Genomic DNA, 15,672 nt, shown 5'->3' with positions numbered 1-15,672 from the left:
CCAGCCAAAAAAAAGCCCACAGAGGAGGTGCTGTGGGCTGAGGAAAACGGGCTGTGCAGATTGATCACAAGTTCCGTGGTCGTGATTTATTATAGTTATCGGCTTTCTATACACTCATTTATTAGGGCAATAATAACCAATACAATAGGTACATATATTTGCTTACATATTTAAGTGTACAAGTGTTTTGTGACAGTTGCTATCATAACCCGACTGACTCCTATTTGGCTGTTTTGGTTACAGTATATTACTTTGTAAAAATACTCGGCTGCACGATCACAGCATAGACTCTGTCATTGGGAAGTAAGAAGAAAGACGCAGATAAGTAAATAGCCTGTGACCAACTATCGAGCCCTATACATAATAGGACGTTACATTAAGTAGCAGATTGTTTTTAAGAATTTTATGATGCTTTTAATAAAAGATACAAATGATTTCAATGGGTTATATCATTATGAAACGAATGACTCGATGTTGATAGTTTGAATCATTTAATCATTAAAGAGATGGCATGACGGCATGACGGAAAAATGCTAAGCTATCTGCCATTATTATGTCGATATTACACTGGGTTTGCCATGACTGAGAGCACGCATTTGCATACGCAGGAGCCGTCAAGTTCGCAAAATACTAAAAGTATTTTTAACTTGCCCAACAATCTTACGATTGCTCGTATCTTGATGATTCCGTTGTTTGTTGCGATTGCGTACTGGCCACCTGCTATGGGCATCGGTATGCCTGCAATCTCAGACAACGTCATTGCGCGAGTGGGGATGAGTGAGTTTAGCGATAGCCTATTGCGCCATTTATTATTAACCAGCGTCTTTATTATTGCAGCAATTACCGATTGGCTAGATGGTTACTTTGCTCGTAAGCTGAATGTCATGTCAGCGTTTGGGCGCTTTTTGGACCCAGTTGCTGACAAGCTGATGGTGGCAGCGGCCTTGATCGTTTTGGTGCAATGGCATCCCAATATTATTATGGCAATCGCTGCGATCGTCATCATCTCACGTGAGATCGCTGTATCCGCATTGCGCGAGTGGATGGCAGAGCTTGGCAACCGAACCAGTGTCGCTGTGTCCTATGTGGGCAAATTAAAAACGACCTTTCAGATGATAGCGATTACAGTACTGTTATTAAACTGGGAGTCGCTTGAGACGGTCGGTTATGCGCTGATGGTCGCCGCTGTTATATTGACGCTTTGGTCAATGATGATTTATCTCAAAGCTGCGTGGCCTTATTTGAAGCAAAGCGGCTAATAGTAAGACAAACAATCGTAACCTGCATAAAAAACGCCAGTCGCTTAATGCAACTGGCGTTTTTTATTTGTCTATTCTTACTGTTTTAACGACTGAAGCATTACAGCTCTATCGAAAAATTCTCACCTAAGCTTTTTTCAATGGCAGTGTCAGTGACTGCCGCCGCCGCCATTCTGACAGCACTAGTGATGGCATTACCATTTGCCCAGTACTCAGCACCATGAGGGACGACTTTGATCAGCTGTACTTTTGGGTCTTCTTTACCTTTTTCAAAGTAAGCGTTATAAGTCATTGACCAAAGCTCATCTAACTTGTCTTTATCATCTACCAGCTCCGCTTTACCAGTGATAGACAGATATTGTTTGTTGTCTTGGCTGACATAGGCCAAATTGACTTGTGGATCGTTTTTGATGTTATCGATGGTCTCACAAGGGCTGTGACCGATAAACCAAATTTCTTTGGCACCAATACTGGTCTCGGTGGTATTCATGGGGCATGAGTAAAGATGGTTCTCACTGGTGCGCGTGGTCATCATCGTATATTTGATGTCTTTTACCATTTCTTGGATGGTGTCCATTTGTTGTTGCTTGCTCATCGTAGTTATCCTTTACTATTTAAAATTTGGAGTAAAAATTATTATTCGGTAAGAGTAATCTAGAGTACTGATAGGGTGGTCAATGACGCCTATTAACAGTTATCAATATAGCGATATCACCTAATAGAACGATACAGCTGGTCTGTAATACCCTGTGAAAGTTTGTAATTATCTGCGTGATTTTATTCAGTAGATGATTTATCAATCAAAAAATACTGTCTAAAAATAACCTTACCAAAAATAAAGCAATAAAAAACGCCAATAAACCGAGGCATATTGACGTTTTGGTTTGTAATGTATGGCTTAAAGATTACAACGTGACTTCAAATTGCTCGCCGATATCTTCGGCGGTTTTGCCATCTTGTAGGGCTGCTGCTGCCATTTTGAACATATTAATAGTAGAGCTGCCACCTAACCAGCACTCGACGCCATGTGGGACGACCTTGATTAACTGTACGTTTGGATCTTCTTTACCATGTTCAAAAAACGCATTGTAGACTGGTGACCACAGTTCTTCTAATTTGTTTTTATCCGTTGGTAACTCAGCATTGGCGCTGACAGAGACATAGTCTTTTTCATCTTTAGAAGCATAAGACAAGCCAATTTTTTGGTTGTTCTGAATGTCTTTGACCACATCTGAGGTTTTATCACCGATGAACCAGATCTCTTTACCACCGATACTCGCTTCGCTGGTTGTCATTGGCCACGCATGTACGTCACCTTTACTATTGACGGTGCTTAACATTGCAAATTTTACATCTTTAATAACGTCTTGGATTTTGTCGATTTGTTCTTGTTTGTTCATAGAGGATTCCCTTTTCTTTATAGTGATTAGATGATTCATTGTTTGTAGTAATCATTTTTATTCAAGGTAGATGTAATTCATCTTTTAAAAACACCCCCTTAACAACTGGAACTAGAATACCGAGTAGCAGCCCTACATTTATATAGGTGCCCAGTAATGCGATGTGAGTGTTTGTAAGGAGTATGAGGGTTAGGTAAAAATTGCGACGCCGAGTGTCGTCACTGTATTTGAATGCTATCTAAACATTCATGGGCTAAACACTCATGGGCGGATTATTGAATTGATTGTGTTATTGAGCATGTAGTTAGCGGCGACACCGTATCAGTTATCAGCAATTTATCTTGGTTTAGACCTGCTTATTATAGGTCTTCTTGTTATAATACCCAGACCATTTACTTAGCATGGCAGAGATGCCTTGATCTTACGGATTATGCCTTTATGATGACCATCGCCGGACAGCCGTTTTTGACCGATTTTCAGACCCAGCAATTGATCAATCAGTTTGCCCAAAAAACCGATCTAAACGTGACCCAAATCAGTACTCAGCAGGTTTTTGTACTCTCAAGAGAGCTCTTAGGTGAAGAGCAAAAAAAGGCTTTGGATCTTTTAGGGGTAAAAGAGCAAACCTCGCTAGAAGCTGCGACAGAGCGTCAAATCCAAGTCATCGTCAGTCCGCGTTTTGGCACGATATCGCCATGGGCGAGTAAAGCCACCGATATTTTTAATAACTGCGAGCTGAAGATCAATCGTATTGAGCGGGTGATTGTTTATACGCTGACGCTAGAAGGTGCTACCGAAGACAAGCTGCCAACGGCGGCTGAGCGTTTACTCTATGACCGTATGACCCAAAGCTTGGTTTATGATTTAAACGACGTGAATAAACTGTTTGACGATGAACCGCCAGCATCACTGAATCATATCGATGTCATCGGACAAGGTCAGTCAGCGCTAGAGTCGGCCAATACCGAGTTCGGTTTTGCGTTATCCAGCGAAGATATCGACTATCTGATGAATGCGTATGTCAATGAATTAGGTCGCAATCCAACGGACGTTGAGCTGATGATGTTTGCACAGGCGAACTCAGAGCATTGCCGTCATAAGATCTTTAATGCCCAGTGGACCGTTGATGGTGAGGTGCAGCCAAAATCACTATTCCAAATGATCAAAAACACCTATCAGTCGAACCCACAAGGCATCTTATCAGCCTATAAAGATAACGCCGCTGTGATGGCTGGGTCTGATGGCATGCGTTTTTATCCTATCCCAACGGACGCGATGGATGCCAATTCAATCCATCCTTATGGATTCCATCAAGAAGACATCGATATCTTGATGAAAGTTGAGACGCACAATCACCCAACGGCAATTGCTCCGTATTCAGGTGCGGCAACGGGTTCTGGCGGTGAGATTCGTGATGAAGGTGCGACAGGTCGTGGCGGTAAGCCAAAAGCGGGTCTAGCAGGACTCCATGTGTCACACTTGCATATCCCAGAGCTGTCCGAGAAATGGGAGCAGTCAGGCCAACTGAGCACGCAAGCCTACGGTACGCCAGATCGTATGGCAACTAGCCTTGAGATTATGCTTGATGCCCCATTAGGTAGCGCCAACTTCTCAAACGAGTTTGGTCGTCCAAACCTATGCGGTTACTTCCGCAGCTTTCAGCTAGATACCTCTGCGGCAAAAGACGGTAGCGAGATGCGCGGCTATCATAAGCCCATCATGCTGGCAGGTGGTTATGGCAACATCAAACGCAATCTGATTGAAAAAAATGCGATTAAAAAAGGTGATTTGCTCATCGTCTTGGGTGGCCCTGCAATGCAAATCGGTCTGGGCGGCGGCGCGGCCTCATCGGTCGATAGTGGCGAGCTTGATGAAGGCTTGGACTTTGCTTCAGTCCAGCGCGATAACGCCGAGATGGAGCGTCGCTGTCAAGAAGTCATCGATCGCTGCTGGGCCTTAGCTGGTAACGATATTGACGCTAGTAATGCCAGTAAAGACGGCAACCCAATCGTCTCGATCCATGATGTTGGTGCAGGCGGCCTGTCAAACGCCATGCCTGAGCTGGTCAACGACCATGAGATGGGCGCGCATCTGAACTTGCGTAAGATCCCATCGTTAGAAGCGGGCATGTCGCCAATGGCCATCTGGTCTAATGAGGCGCAAGAGCGTTATGTGCTGGCGATTCGCCCAGAGAGCAAAGATCAGTTCGATGCAATCTGTGCCCGTGAGCGCTGTCCATATGCCATCTTAGGCGCGGCGACGGATATCCGTCAGCTCATCGTTGATGACGAGCTATTAGCTGAGCAACCAGTCGATATGCCGATGCAAGTACTGCTCGGCGGTACACCAAAAATGCAGCGCAGCTTTGAGCGTACTGATAGCACGTTACCAGCATTAGAACTGGGTGATGTTAATCTAGCCGAGTCAATTACCGATGTATTGCGTCACCCAACCGTGGCGAGCAAATCATTCTTGATTAGCATTGGTGACCGTTCTATCACCGGTATGGTCGTGCGTGATCAGTATGTGGGTCGCTATCAAGTGCCTGTATCAGATTGTGCGGTGACGGCGTCAGGCTTAGTGGCGCTAGATGGTCAGCCGATGACTGGTGAAGCCATGAGTGTCGGCGAGCGTACGCCTGTTGCCCTTATCAATCCAAAAGCCTCTGCGCGTCTAGCGGTCGGCGAAGCGATTACTAACATCGCGGGCGCGCGTATCGCTCAGTTGTCTGACATCACCATGTCAGCGAACTGGATGGCAGCATGCGGTGATGATGCAGAAGATGCGGCACTATTCGATGCAGTACATGCAATCGGTGAAGAGCTGTGCCCAGCACTCGGTATCGCTATCCCTGTTGGTAAAGACTCGCTATCGATGCGTGCTAACTGGACTGATGAAGAGGGCGCTGACAAATCAGTCGTCTCGCCAATGAGTTTGGTTGTGACTGCGTTTGCTCCTGTCGTTGACGTCGCAAAAACGCTAACCCCTGAGCTAATCAATGGTGACAGCGCGTTCTACCGTATTGACCTATCTAAAGGTAAATTGCGTCTAGGCGGTTCGATCCTTGCGCAAACGCTTAGCCAACTCGGTAACGACTGCCCAGATCTAGCGCAGCCAAGTGATTTGATCGACTTCTTTAACTTTGTGCAAGCGGGCAACGCGCAAGGCGTCATCAGTGCTTATCACGATATCGGTGATGGCGGTCTATTAGCGACCATCGCAGAGATGCAGTTCACCAGCCGTCAAGGTATCAAGCTGTCATTAGATGATGACAACTTACTCGGTCAACTGTTCAGTGAGGAGCTGGGCGCAGTCATCCAAGTATTGCCAGAAAACGTCGCAGCGCTCATGCAGTTGGCAGAAGAATTTAACGTCAGCGATATGCTCAGCCTTGTTGGTCAAAGCTCAGAAGAAGACAACCTATTAATCCAAACGCCTTTGTACATGGGTGATGACACGCTACGCTTTAGCCGTACGAAATTGCAGCAAGCATGGACACAGGTCAGCTATCAAATCGCCCGCCTGCGTGACAACCCAGCCTGCGTGCAACAAGAGTATGACTTGATTGCCGATACTAATCATAAAGGTCTTATCGCTGCGCCAAACTTCGATCTCAATCAAAAGATCGAGACGCCATATCTGAACAGTCGTGAAGATAAGCCAAGAGTCGCAATCCTCCGCGAGCAAGGTGTCAATGGTCAGACGGAAATGGCAGCAGGCTTTACCCAAGCGGGCTTTGAAGCGGTCGATGTGCACATGAGCGACTTACTAGAAGGCCGTATCAATCTACGTGACTTCGATGGTCTGGTCGCTTGTGGCGGCTTTAGTTACGGTGACGTACTGGGCGCAGGCTCTGGCTGGGCGAACTCTATCTTGTTCCATGATGAGCTACGCATGCAGTTCGTCCGCTTCTTCGCCCGTCCGAATACGTTCTCACTTGGCGTCTGTAATGGCTGTCAGATGATGGCGCAGCTTAAAGACCTCATTCCAGGTGCAGAAAACTTTCCACGCTTTATCGCAAATGAGTCGGCACGATTCGAAGCGCGTACGGTCAACGTCAAAGTTGAGCGCACCAAGTCCATCTTATTCAAAGGCATGCAAGACAGCATCTTGCCAATCGCTGTGGCGCATGGTGAGGGTCTTGCCACCCTAAACGCTACTGAGATCGATGGTATGGCGAAACATGGTCAGCTCGCCATGCGTTATGTCGATAGTCAAGGTCATCCGACCGAGACTTATCCATTAAATCCTAATGGCTCAGTCGGCGGCGTCACGGGTCTGTGTAGCACTGACGGCCGCGTCACTATCATGATGCCGCATCCTGAGCGTAACCTAAAAGCCTACAATCATAGCTGGAAACCTGAGCAGTGGGATGAAGATGGTGCATGGATGCGGATGTTCCGTAATGCACGGGCTTGGTTGCGTTAGGATAGTTTGAGTTAGTTTAGAATATTGTTTGAGGTAATAAAAAAAGGTGGGCGTAAAGCTCACCTTTTTTGTGTTTATGATATTTAGCTTAATTAGATCCAGAAAAAAACATATAGATAAGTACTTCAATGACGTATATAATAAGAGATAAAGATAAAGGATATTGAATGTTACATTTCATCGAAACGCCAATATTTACTAAGCAAGTACTGAAACTATTAGATGATGAAGCTTATAAAGAGCTACAGGAAAATCTAATCAATAATCCAGAACAAGGTGATTTGATTCAAGGTACAGGGGGCGTTCGAAAAACCAGATGGGCACTTAACCAAGGTAAGAGTGGCGGTATTCGGATTATCTATTATTTTGTGAATAGTCAAGGCATATTTTTTATGCTGCTCGCTTATCCTAAGAATAAACAAGCCTCTCTATCAAGCGAAGAGAAGTCTGGTTTATACAAACTGACTCAACAAATTAAAGAGGTGTATAGCCATGAGCAATGAATTTTACGATGATTTATCTACATCACTAAATCAAGCATTGGCGATTGCTAAAGGACAGGCTCAGCCTAGCCGCCAGTTTACCCATGACGTGCCTAGTATTAAGGAAATAAGAACTAAGACAGGGCTATCGCAACAGCAGTTTGCCGATAAACTTAATATCAGTTCGCGTACCTTACAAAATTGGGAGCAAGGTACTAGAAACCCAACAGGGGCTGCCGTCACATTAATGCGCTTATTGAATAAAAAGCCTGAGTTAATTACCGAAGCTTAATTGATCAAAAACAGTCAATCTTATCTTGGTCACGCACTCGGTGGGATTATGGATGTGTGTGAAAGCGATGACGCATGGATGCGTATGTTCCGTAACGCTTGTGCTTGGTTTAGATAGGCTAAGTTGGTTTAGAATATTATTGTAGATAACTGTTTTTTAGAATGAAAAGGTGGGCGTAATGCTCACCTTTTTTGTGTTTGGGTTTTGGTTCTATTGGGAGCTATTTCCCGCCTTCCGCTTGTATCTGCCAGTCTGGGCGTGGCGTTGGCTACGGTTTGGGTCGTCGCTTGCTTCGCGTCGACACCCCAAAACCTAGCCATCACAACTCGCCCAAACCAGCAGGTTACCGCTACAGTCGGGGCTAAAACGCGCTCCTGAATGACCGTTTTATGATAAATTAGTCTAAACTTTAATTTTAGTATTATTGGTGCGCTGGACGCACCCCACGAACTCATTGTTTTCTTTGGAGATTAGAATGGACAACCAATCTGAACCGAATAAAGTCGAAAACAAGCCACACGAAAAATCAGATGATAATTTACCGAAAAAATGTGGCATTGTAATGCCTATTGCAAGTATGGAAGGCTATCCTGAATCTCATTGGAAAGATGTCAAAAGGATAATAGAATCTGCTATTAAAGAAGCTAATTTTGAAGCTAGATTGGTGAGTGATGCGGATGATATAGGCGTTATTCACAAACGTATTGTTCAGAACTTATATGATAATCCGATGATAGTTTGCGATATAAGCGGTAGAAATCCAAATGTCATGTTTGAGCTAGGATTACGTCTAGCTTTCGACAAACCAGCAATCATTATAAAAGACGAAATAACACCTTATTCTTTTGATACATCAGCAGGATTAGGCTAATCTATAGAAGAGTTTGACCAGAGCTATTATAGATTACATGAAGATTTTTGAGAAATAAGTGATACTAAAGTAGCTCGAACAGATAGTTAGTCGTATAATTTATTAACTACAATGGGTTATTATGGGTATGAAGAAAAGTTGATTTATGTTGAATAAATATGCTTCAATCAGAGTTTTGATTCAAAGCATTATGTTATATGATTATCTATCTTCTGACAGCTCTCTACCCTTTCTCTGAGCCTCAGCAATCAACTCCTTTACCCGAGCACTCTCCCTAAGCACACAAGCCTCATATTCAGACAGCGATTCACCTTCTTGTTGTTGCTGATTTTCCTGCTCTTCTTTAGCTTTGGCTTCTAGATACTCTTCAAGTTTTTGTTGTTCATCTTGCTGTGAATGACTCATGACTGACTCCTTATACTATTTATTTGCTGACGATGCTATTCGATTAAACATAGTGGCAAGTCTGGCGTTATTTTCTTCGATATATTTATCGCCTAGTGCTAATATCTCATCCGGTGCTTGTACCGTTTCGGGATAGTCTTTCAGTCCACTTTGAATAGCCGCATTACCATTGGATACCATCTTCGGTAAGCTCTCTCTGGTGACTTCAAAGTGACATTGCCAAGCGAATACCCAAGTGCCACGCGCTTTGTGTTTTGGCGTTTGATAGATAAAGCCCTGATTCGGCCAAGCGTCCGTCTCAGCAATAATGCTTGCGCCTTTGGGACAGTCAAAACCTTCGCCGTGCCAGTGAAACACCGTAAAGTCTTTGGGTAGATCTTGTAATAATGGATGCGCTTGACCTGCTTCGGTCAATTGCATCGGTAACCAGCCAATCTCTTTGACTGCAGACGGTTTCACCTCAGCGCCCAAACAATGCGCGATGATTTGCGCGCCTAAGCAAATGCCAATGACTGTTTTACCGGCATCAACAGCTTGTTTTATCAGCCGCTTTTCTTTAATGAGCCAAGAATATTTATCCTCATCATGAACGCTCATTGGCCCACCCATCACGATGAGCCAATCAAAGCTATCCAGCGTTGGCAGGTTGTCGTTATCGTAGGAGCGACTAACGGTGATCGGATGGTTATGCGCGCGCGCCCACTGTTTGATAAAGCTTAGATCCGCATAATCGGTATGAAATAGCGCGTGAATACGTAAGCTCATAACGTACCTGTTTTATCAAAACGTTCTATCTACAAATCTGCAAATACTGACGCACGACGTTATCCATGCCTTGCTCTAGCGATTCAATAGTAAAGGCATGACCAATCGACACCTCCGCGATATCACCAAGGCTTAGCAAATCGGCTAAATTGTCTAAATTCAAATCATGACCAGCATTGACGCGAATGCCGTTATCACTGGCGAGGGTAATACAATCGCTAAAGCGTTGCTTGACCTCGTCGAAATCAATATTGCAATCGTTCTTACCATTATTGTAGGCGCGCGCCCATTCTTCGGTATACATCTCTATCGTTTGCACATCGCTAGCGATGACGGCTTTAATCTGCTCGATATCAGGGTCGATAAATACGGCGCAGCGTGTGCCAAAGCCTTCAAGCTCATGGCTGAGTTTGGACAGCATGTCGCTATATTTGATAATATCAAAGCCGTGGTCAGAGGTCAGCTGGTCTTCACTATCGGGTACGAGGGTGCATTGATGCGGTTTGACCTCGCGAATGAGTTTTAAAAATTGTTCATTCGGATTGCCTTCGATATTAAATTCGATATCTTGATAATCTTTGAGATACTCACTGATATCATAGACATCTTGGTATCTGATATGACGTTCATCAGGTCGCGGATGCACGGTAAAGCCTTTAACTCCTAGATCAATCAGCTTTTTTACAAAGTACAGCAGATTGGGATAATCTGTGCCACGAGAGTTTCTGATTAAGGCGAGTTTGTTTAAATTGACACTAAATAGGGTGCTCATAATATGTCCTTTTTCATTGTTGTTATGTCCGATAATAAAACATAGACCTTATGTTATCACGCTTGACTGGTATGAGTTTTCTGGTGTGCTGTGTCTACGCTGACAGAGGCTGCGAAAAATTCATGCCAGTCGCGCCAGTTATCTTTTTAAACTGCCTATATTTGTATCGCTTCAATAAAAATCATCCCGACTAGCATACTTCATATTGAGCGCCTGCAATATCGCATAGGTCTCGATATCCATGATGCCTGTTGGCTTTAGCGGCCGGAAATGCAATTGAAACGCATAGATGACATCGCGGCTGGGCTTGTCCCACTCGTCGCTATTATTGATTTGATAGCCGTATTTGCGAAAAGCTTGCTTGATCTCCTGCACGCTTGGCGCGACCAAGGTACGCCGATTCATAATTTCTTGCTTATCGGCTTCATCATACCAAGCGCCAATACCGTAATCATCATGCAATCGCTGCCAAGGGAACTTCGCACCGGGGTCGATCTTGCGCGAGGGGGCAAGGTCCGCGTGACCGATGATGTTTTTGGGAGAGATGTCATACCGCTGCGCAATATCTTGCACCAATTGCGCGACTTTTTTGATTTGTAGCTCATCAAATTCGACGAAATGCGAGTAGGGATGATAGTCAAGCTCGCTATTTTTGAGGACGTTTCGATATTGAGGTTTGATACCTTTATTGACGATCTCAATACCGATAGACGTGTCATTCAGGATCGTTCGACCGGCAAAACCGCCGTCGCCGGCATGCCAAGCGCGCTCGCTCTCAGGTACGAGGTTATAGATTTTGTCATCGTCATTGTCTAAGACCAGATAGTGCGCGCTGACATTGCCTGTGGTCAAAGTCTTTATCGAGCGCTCATTGTCTGAGACGGTGTAGTGTAGGACGATGGTTTTGATGCGCTGGCTTTTGCCAGTCGATTGATAAGTGTCGCTATCGATAACGAAGGATTCGGTCGTCGCCATCTGCGCTTTGGGAGTGGTGATACAGCCTATCAAAGGTAGCGATAAGAAGGTCGCTAATGCTAAAGCGGTAAAGTTTTTTGCCATGACATGCTCTTTTCTGAAACATATAATGTATTAAATACAAAAAAGGTGAACTAAAAAGTTCACCTTCTATTTACTAAAAATTTTTCAAGCTTTCTATTATGTTAAACAACTAGCATCAACAGCATTTTCAGTATTCTCGTTTACTTTTATTAGATTTATAGCATTAAATTCAATTATTAATCCTTGGGTAGATTTGTCTTCAGTATTTGATTTTATCTGTCCACCCGTTATATCTGGAACTATAACTGCTAAATAATGTCCTTCAGTAATTTCTTCATTTCTTAAAATAAGTTCTGTTAACTCAGTCATTGTATATAAAGCTTTAGCATTGCTATCTTTAGTCATAACTTTTACCTCTATTACTGTATGGCTTGTGAAACAGTAAATGTTTTAGGCTCAATTGAATATTCGTAATCGAAATCAATTTCTGAACCTACTGTAGAGTAACTTTTAGGATGAGTGAATTGTTCTATAAACGTATCTTTATCGACAAATATATAACTATCTTTTAGAGTATTCTCTTCAAAATAGTTTGTCACACATTTGGAAATGAAACTATTTAAAGTAATACCTAAAATATTAGATTCATGAATACTTTTTCGATGCATACTTTCTGACATACGAACATTGAAGGTACCGCTACAAGGTTTATCAGGACATTTATTTTCTTCTGCGCACATCTCTAAATATTCATCGACAGCAGACTCAAAAGATAATTTTAACTCTTCTAAATTTTCACCATCGTACATAACAAGGTCTTGAATCATTTGAATTTTGCCAAAAAGGCATAAATCTTCTGTACTGACCTCTATTGAACCAGTATAACCTTTATAAGAGAAGTATTGTTTATTAGCCATTATTTGACCATACCTTATTATCATCAAAGTGCTGAATAACTTGACGTATATAGCACCTCTTCATGATCGATTGTGGATGAGGTTCATGGAAACTCATAGATAAGCCAGTTCTTTTATTAATGAACTTTCTTCTAGAACCGCTACCTTTCGCTAACTGATAATCATGCAAAGACAACAGCTTAACAAATTCATCCCATGTGAAATCTGTAGGAACAGTTCTAAAGCGTTTTATAAGTTTTTCTGACTTAGACATATAGTACCTAACTGCACACGAGTTTTGCAACTACTTTATAGTTGCGTTTTAAGATAAAGAGAGCGTTTACAATATATTGTATTTAAGAACCTTATAAGCACAATATATGGATTATTGATAATAGTTTACAAAATTCGATCTTAAAATACTATATTGATTTTCGAAATATAATGTGCATTAAAATGGCTTAGTGATATATTTTTTCTTAGTTGTTCAAATCTTTTTCCGAAGCACAGACTTCCAACTCTCCTCCAAACACTCAATAGCTAGCCAAGGCTCAATCACTTCAGCGTCATGTTTTTCTTTTGAATTAGCCAGTTGCCATAGCGCCTCTAGCGTGGCAAACGGATAGGGACGCTCTACCAAATAGACCGGTAAATCCGCGTTAATGATGCCATCACGCACTACTTCAAAATACCAGCCTGAGATACCTTGCTTGCTGACCCATGCTGCAATATTGGGCACTTTGGTAAATTGGCCGATTTGGTCGTTGATTTTGTAGCACGGGCGGCGTGGTTGGACGATGCGCAGCTGCACGCTACCTTCACCGTTTATTTTGTCGTCGCCATACTGATAAACGTCGCCAATACAGACGTTAGACTCATCCATCTCAGGCAAGCCATTAACAGTTTCAGTGGTGAGGTTTTCTCCGAGCGTACCGATACGTACTTTTAGGTCAAACTCTGTATTGATTTTTTCATAAGTGGCCATTGGCAGTTGATGCACGGCTTTGAGCGGGCCGCCATGATGTTTGCGATCGGCTTGCTCGTCAGTGGTCAATCCCATAAAATTGACGGCGACGGGTGCTGTAATGGGCGCTTTATCAATGGCGCTCATCTCATCACGGGTAAAGGGCATGGCTTTGCCTGCGCGGACACATACTACGTTTGCCACATGCAAGGGTAGGTTAATCTCAGGGTTTGAGCGGTGAGTAGAAGACATGGACAATCCTTAATGAGCATTGAGATCAAAACAAAAATTGGGCAATGGTGATTGATAAAGATGATAGCAACCTCTGCAGCAATTATCTATTTAATCAGGCATTATCATGACGCGTATCCCCAAATATCGGCACAAAAAAAGACCAAAATAACGATTCTGGTCTTTTGGTCTTATGCTTTTAGTATGACGCGATTATTGTACTCAATAATCTTATTTGTTTTTGTTGCGACGACCAGCGGTTTTCTTTTCACGCGGTGTGGCGACCAGCTCAGCCAACTGATCCGGTGATGACCATAGGCCTTCTAAGTCATAGAACTCACGCGCTTGTGGGGTCATGATATGAACGACAACCGCGCCCAAGTCAATCAGTGTCCAGTCAGAGTCGATACCGCCTTCGCGGCCAAGCGGCATAAAGCCCGCTTGTTTGACTTCAGCGCCGACGCTATCCGCCATCGCGCGTACATGACGTTTTGAGGTACCATCAGCGATGACGATACGCTCGGTGACGTCAGTTAAGTCTTCTACATTCATTACAGTGATGTTCTTTGCTTTCATATCATCTAGCGCGCTTTGTACAATGTTCAAGCACACGGTTAAGCGTTCTTCGGTCATGGTGTTGATCATAAATTTTAATCTCTTCAATCGTAACTATTAAAAATAAAGGGGTAAAACGTCAATTTGTCTGATTCGACTGATCATATGTCGTCAGTCACGTATAGAGACAGGATAGGCAAAATGACATAGATAAGGCGATTTTAACGGAATTGAGCAGCAGAATATAGCTGATGGGCGATAATATAGTGATAAACGGCAGGATTGAGCCATTTAGCTAATGAATTGGGGTGAGTATTGCTCATAATATCATTTATTGCTGCGATAGATGCGATTTGCCTGTCAGTGCCGGGCATTTTATTTGTTTCAGTCGCCAATATGTGTAGTTGTTCGCGTATTTGCGTGCTTGATACGGCAGTGATCGGTCGCGTATCTATATAAATGCGTCCTTTCATAGCGCTTTTCAAGTCAGTGCCATCTGTTTCTAAGCTATCTACCAAGCATCGAGCAATTGGAGTGAATAGCTCAATCGGTGAGTCGATTACATGTGATTGTAAAGGTGGCGGCAGTTGCGATTGCAAGGTAGCAAGATATTGCGAGGTCGATATAGGGTTTTCAAATGATGTCGCCCTGTCAGAAACTCCACCATTAATATGATCGCTATCCTCACGATTAAACACCCACAGATTGACATAATCAGTGAGTCCTAACCCGTCTTTCCATTTATCCAAACTGCGCGCGCTGTCCATACCCATGATAAATATCAAACTATCATGAGGGTACTGCTGTCTGAGTGCGCGTACAGTGTCGATTGTATAGACAGGCGGCGCTTGCCATAGCTCAAGCTCATTGATTTGTATCGGTGTGTCTTGCGTTGCGAGCTGCAACATGGCTAAGCGGTGTTTAGGGTCAGTGCTCTGCGTTTTAAATGGCGAGCGCGCATTGGATAATAATGAAACGTGCAAGGGGCGGTTTTGCTGCTTTGCGATTGGCAACAAGTCCTGATAGACGTGTAGAGCCACTTCTAGGTGACCATTATGTACCGGATCAAACGAGCCGCCAAGATAGGCACGGATGGCAGGGGCAGAGATCTTTTCGTGAGAGTTATTGCTCGTATTTGACATAAATAAATGCAAATAAAAGAATGAGGTGCACGCTGTTTTTGGTACCTCTCATTCTTTTATTAGCTAACCTTTTTATATTAACTGAATCATAGCGCTATTGTAGAGGGCGGGCGAGTATCTGTCACCACTATCTATCACCACCTATAGTCAGTGAAAATTAATACCACTACATTAGGCACTGTTAAATCAATTTTTTTGCTTGCTGTGCTTG

18 protein-coding genes are annotated in these 15,672 nt (G+C 43.5%); 6 read left to right on the top strand and 12 right to left on the bottom strand.

The window, feature by feature from the left end; genetic code table 11:
• Positions 1 to 578 precede the first annotated feature (578 nt).
• Complete coding sequence (gene pgsA, locus HL061_RS07300) at positions 579 to 1,259, top strand: CDP-diacylglycerol--glycerol-3-phosphate 3-phosphatidyltransferase (RefSeq protein ID WP_071003712.1); 681 nt, start codon at positions 579 to 581, stop codon at positions 1,257 to 1,259.
• A gap of 100 nt (positions 1,260 to 1,359) precedes the next feature.
• Here the strand turns inward: pgsA and HL061_RS07295 are convergent, their stop codons facing one another.
• Together HL061_RS07295 and HL061_RS07290 are read right to left on the bottom strand one after the other, a co-directional pair.
• Positions 1,360 to 1,854: a pyridoxamine 5'-phosphate oxidase family protein gene (locus HL061_RS07295; RefSeq protein WP_252962672.1), complete on the bottom strand. Its 495-nt coding sequence runs from the start codon at positions 1,852 to 1,854 to the stop codon at positions 1,360 to 1,362.
• 310 nt (positions 1,855 to 2,164) lie between these two features.
• A complete protein-coding gene (locus HL061_RS07290) occupies positions 2,165 to 2,659 on the bottom strand; it encodes a pyridoxamine 5'-phosphate oxidase family protein (RefSeq protein WP_252962671.1) in 495 nt (164 codons plus the stop codon).
• A 438-nt stretch (positions 2,660 to 3,097) separates the two neighbouring features.
• On the opposite strand from HL061_RS07290, the gene purL reads away from it, so the two are divergent.
• The 5 genes from purL to HL061_RS07265 all read left to right on the top strand — a co-directional run bounded on the left by purL (position 3,098) and on the right by HL061_RS07265 (position 8,732).
• Complete coding sequence (gene purL / locus HL061_RS07285; RefSeq protein WP_252962670.1) at positions 3,098 to 7,087, top strand: phosphoribosylformylglycinamidine synthase; 3,990 nt, start codon at positions 3,098 to 3,100, stop codon at positions 7,085 to 7,087.
• 167 nt (positions 7,088 to 7,254) lie between these two features.
• Positions 7,255 to 7,590: a type II toxin-antitoxin system RelE/ParE family toxin gene (locus tag HL061_RS07280; protein WP_025643795.1), complete on the top strand. Its 336-nt coding sequence runs from the start codon at positions 7,255 to 7,257 to the stop codon at positions 7,588 to 7,590.
• Positions 7,580 to 7,861 carry a NadS family protein gene (gene nadS / locus HL061_RS07275; protein WP_058024381.1) on the top strand — a complete coding sequence of 94 codons (282 nt, stop codon included), beginning with the start codon at positions 7,580 to 7,582 and terminating at the stop codon, positions 7,859 to 7,861. The genes HL061_RS07280 and nadS overlap by 11 nt, the downstream gene beginning before the upstream one ends.
• A gap of 178 nt (positions 7,862 to 8,039) precedes the next feature.
• Positions 8,040 to 8,177 (top strand): hypothetical protein, encoded by a 138-nt coding sequence (locus HL061_RS07270; protein WP_156770982.1) that lies wholly within the window; start codon positions 8,040 to 8,042, stop codon positions 8,175 to 8,177.
• Positions 8,178 to 8,336: 159 nt separating this feature from the next.
• Positions 8,337 to 8,732, top strand: a complete 396-nt coding sequence (locus tag HL061_RS07265) for a hypothetical protein (RefSeq protein WP_071002456.1) — start codon at positions 8,337 to 8,339, stop codon at positions 8,730 to 8,732.
• 201 nt (positions 8,733 to 8,933) lie between these two features.
• Here the strand turns inward: HL061_RS07265 and HL061_RS07260 are convergent, their stop codons facing one another.
• The 10 genes from HL061_RS07260 to HL061_RS07215 all read right to left on the bottom strand — a co-directional run bounded on the left by HL061_RS07260 (position 8,934) and on the right by HL061_RS07215 (position 15,461).
• Positions 8,934 to 9,137: a hypothetical protein gene (locus tag HL061_RS07260; protein ID WP_071002454.1), complete on the bottom strand. Its 204-nt coding sequence runs from the start codon at positions 9,135 to 9,137 to the stop codon at positions 8,934 to 8,936.
• A gap of 15 nt (positions 9,138 to 9,152) precedes the next feature.
• Positions 9,153 to 9,902 carry a type 1 glutamine amidotransferase gene (locus tag HL061_RS07255; RefSeq protein ID WP_071002452.1) on the bottom strand — a complete coding sequence of 250 codons (750 nt, stop codon included), beginning with the start codon at positions 9,900 to 9,902 and terminating at the stop codon, positions 9,153 to 9,155.
• A 25-nt stretch (positions 9,903 to 9,927) separates the two neighbouring features.
• Complete coding sequence (locus tag HL061_RS07250) at positions 9,928 to 10,674, bottom strand: pyridoxine 5'-phosphate synthase (protein WP_071002451.1); 747 nt, start codon at positions 10,672 to 10,674, stop codon at positions 9,928 to 9,930.
• Positions 10,675 to 10,845: 171 nt separating this feature from the next.
• On the bottom strand, positions 10,846 to 11,733 hold the full coding sequence (locus HL061_RS07245) for an N-acetylmuramoyl-L-alanine amidase (protein WP_071002450.1): 888 nt from the start codon (positions 11,731 to 11,733) through the stop codon (positions 10,846 to 10,848).
• A 96-nt stretch (positions 11,734 to 11,829) separates the two neighbouring features.
• A complete protein-coding gene (locus tag HL061_RS07240) occupies positions 11,830 to 12,078 on the bottom strand; it encodes a hypothetical protein (protein ID WP_071002448.1) in 249 nt (82 codons plus the stop codon).
• Positions 12,079 to 12,092: 14 nt separating this feature from the next.
• Positions 12,093 to 12,590, bottom strand: coding sequence for a type II toxin-antitoxin system HicB family antitoxin (locus HL061_RS07235; RefSeq protein WP_071002446.1), 498 nt, complete (start codon positions 12,588 to 12,590; stop codon positions 12,093 to 12,095).
• Positions 12,583 to 12,843 (bottom strand): type II toxin-antitoxin system HicA family toxin, encoded by a 261-nt coding sequence (locus HL061_RS07230; RefSeq protein ID WP_071002444.1) that lies wholly within the window; start codon positions 12,841 to 12,843, stop codon positions 12,583 to 12,585. Before HL061_RS07230 ends, HL061_RS07235 begins: the two co-directional genes overlap by 8 nt.
• Positions 12,844 to 13,056: 213 nt before the next feature.
• Positions 13,057 to 13,785 (bottom strand): MOSC domain-containing protein, encoded by a 729-nt coding sequence (locus HL061_RS07225; protein ID WP_156770981.1) that lies wholly within the window; start codon positions 13,783 to 13,785, stop codon positions 13,057 to 13,059.
• Positions 13,786 to 13,995: 210 nt separating this feature from the next.
• The gene (rsfS, locus tag HL061_RS07220) at positions 13,996 to 14,409 is read right to left on the bottom strand and encodes a ribosome silencing factor (protein WP_071002442.1); all 414 of its coding nucleotides are present in this window, start codon (positions 14,407 to 14,409) and stop codon (positions 13,996 to 13,998) included.
• 131 nt (positions 14,410 to 14,540) lie between these two features.
• Positions 14,541 to 15,461, bottom strand: a complete 921-nt coding sequence (locus tag HL061_RS07215) for a nicotinate-nicotinamide nucleotide adenylyltransferase (protein WP_071002440.1) — start codon at positions 15,459 to 15,461, stop codon at positions 14,541 to 14,543.
• Positions 15,462 to 15,672 lie beyond the last annotated feature (211 nt).

Origin of the sequence: Psychrobacter sp. PSP (assembly GCF_024085615.1) — a bacterium.
Taxonomy (GTDB): Bacteria; Pseudomonadota; Gammaproteobacteria; order Pseudomonadales; family Moraxellaceae; genus Psychrobacter; species Psychrobacter pacificensis.
The sequence above is the reverse complement of the archived record's forward strand: the minus strand, read 5'-3'. Positions and strand labels throughout refer to the sequence as shown.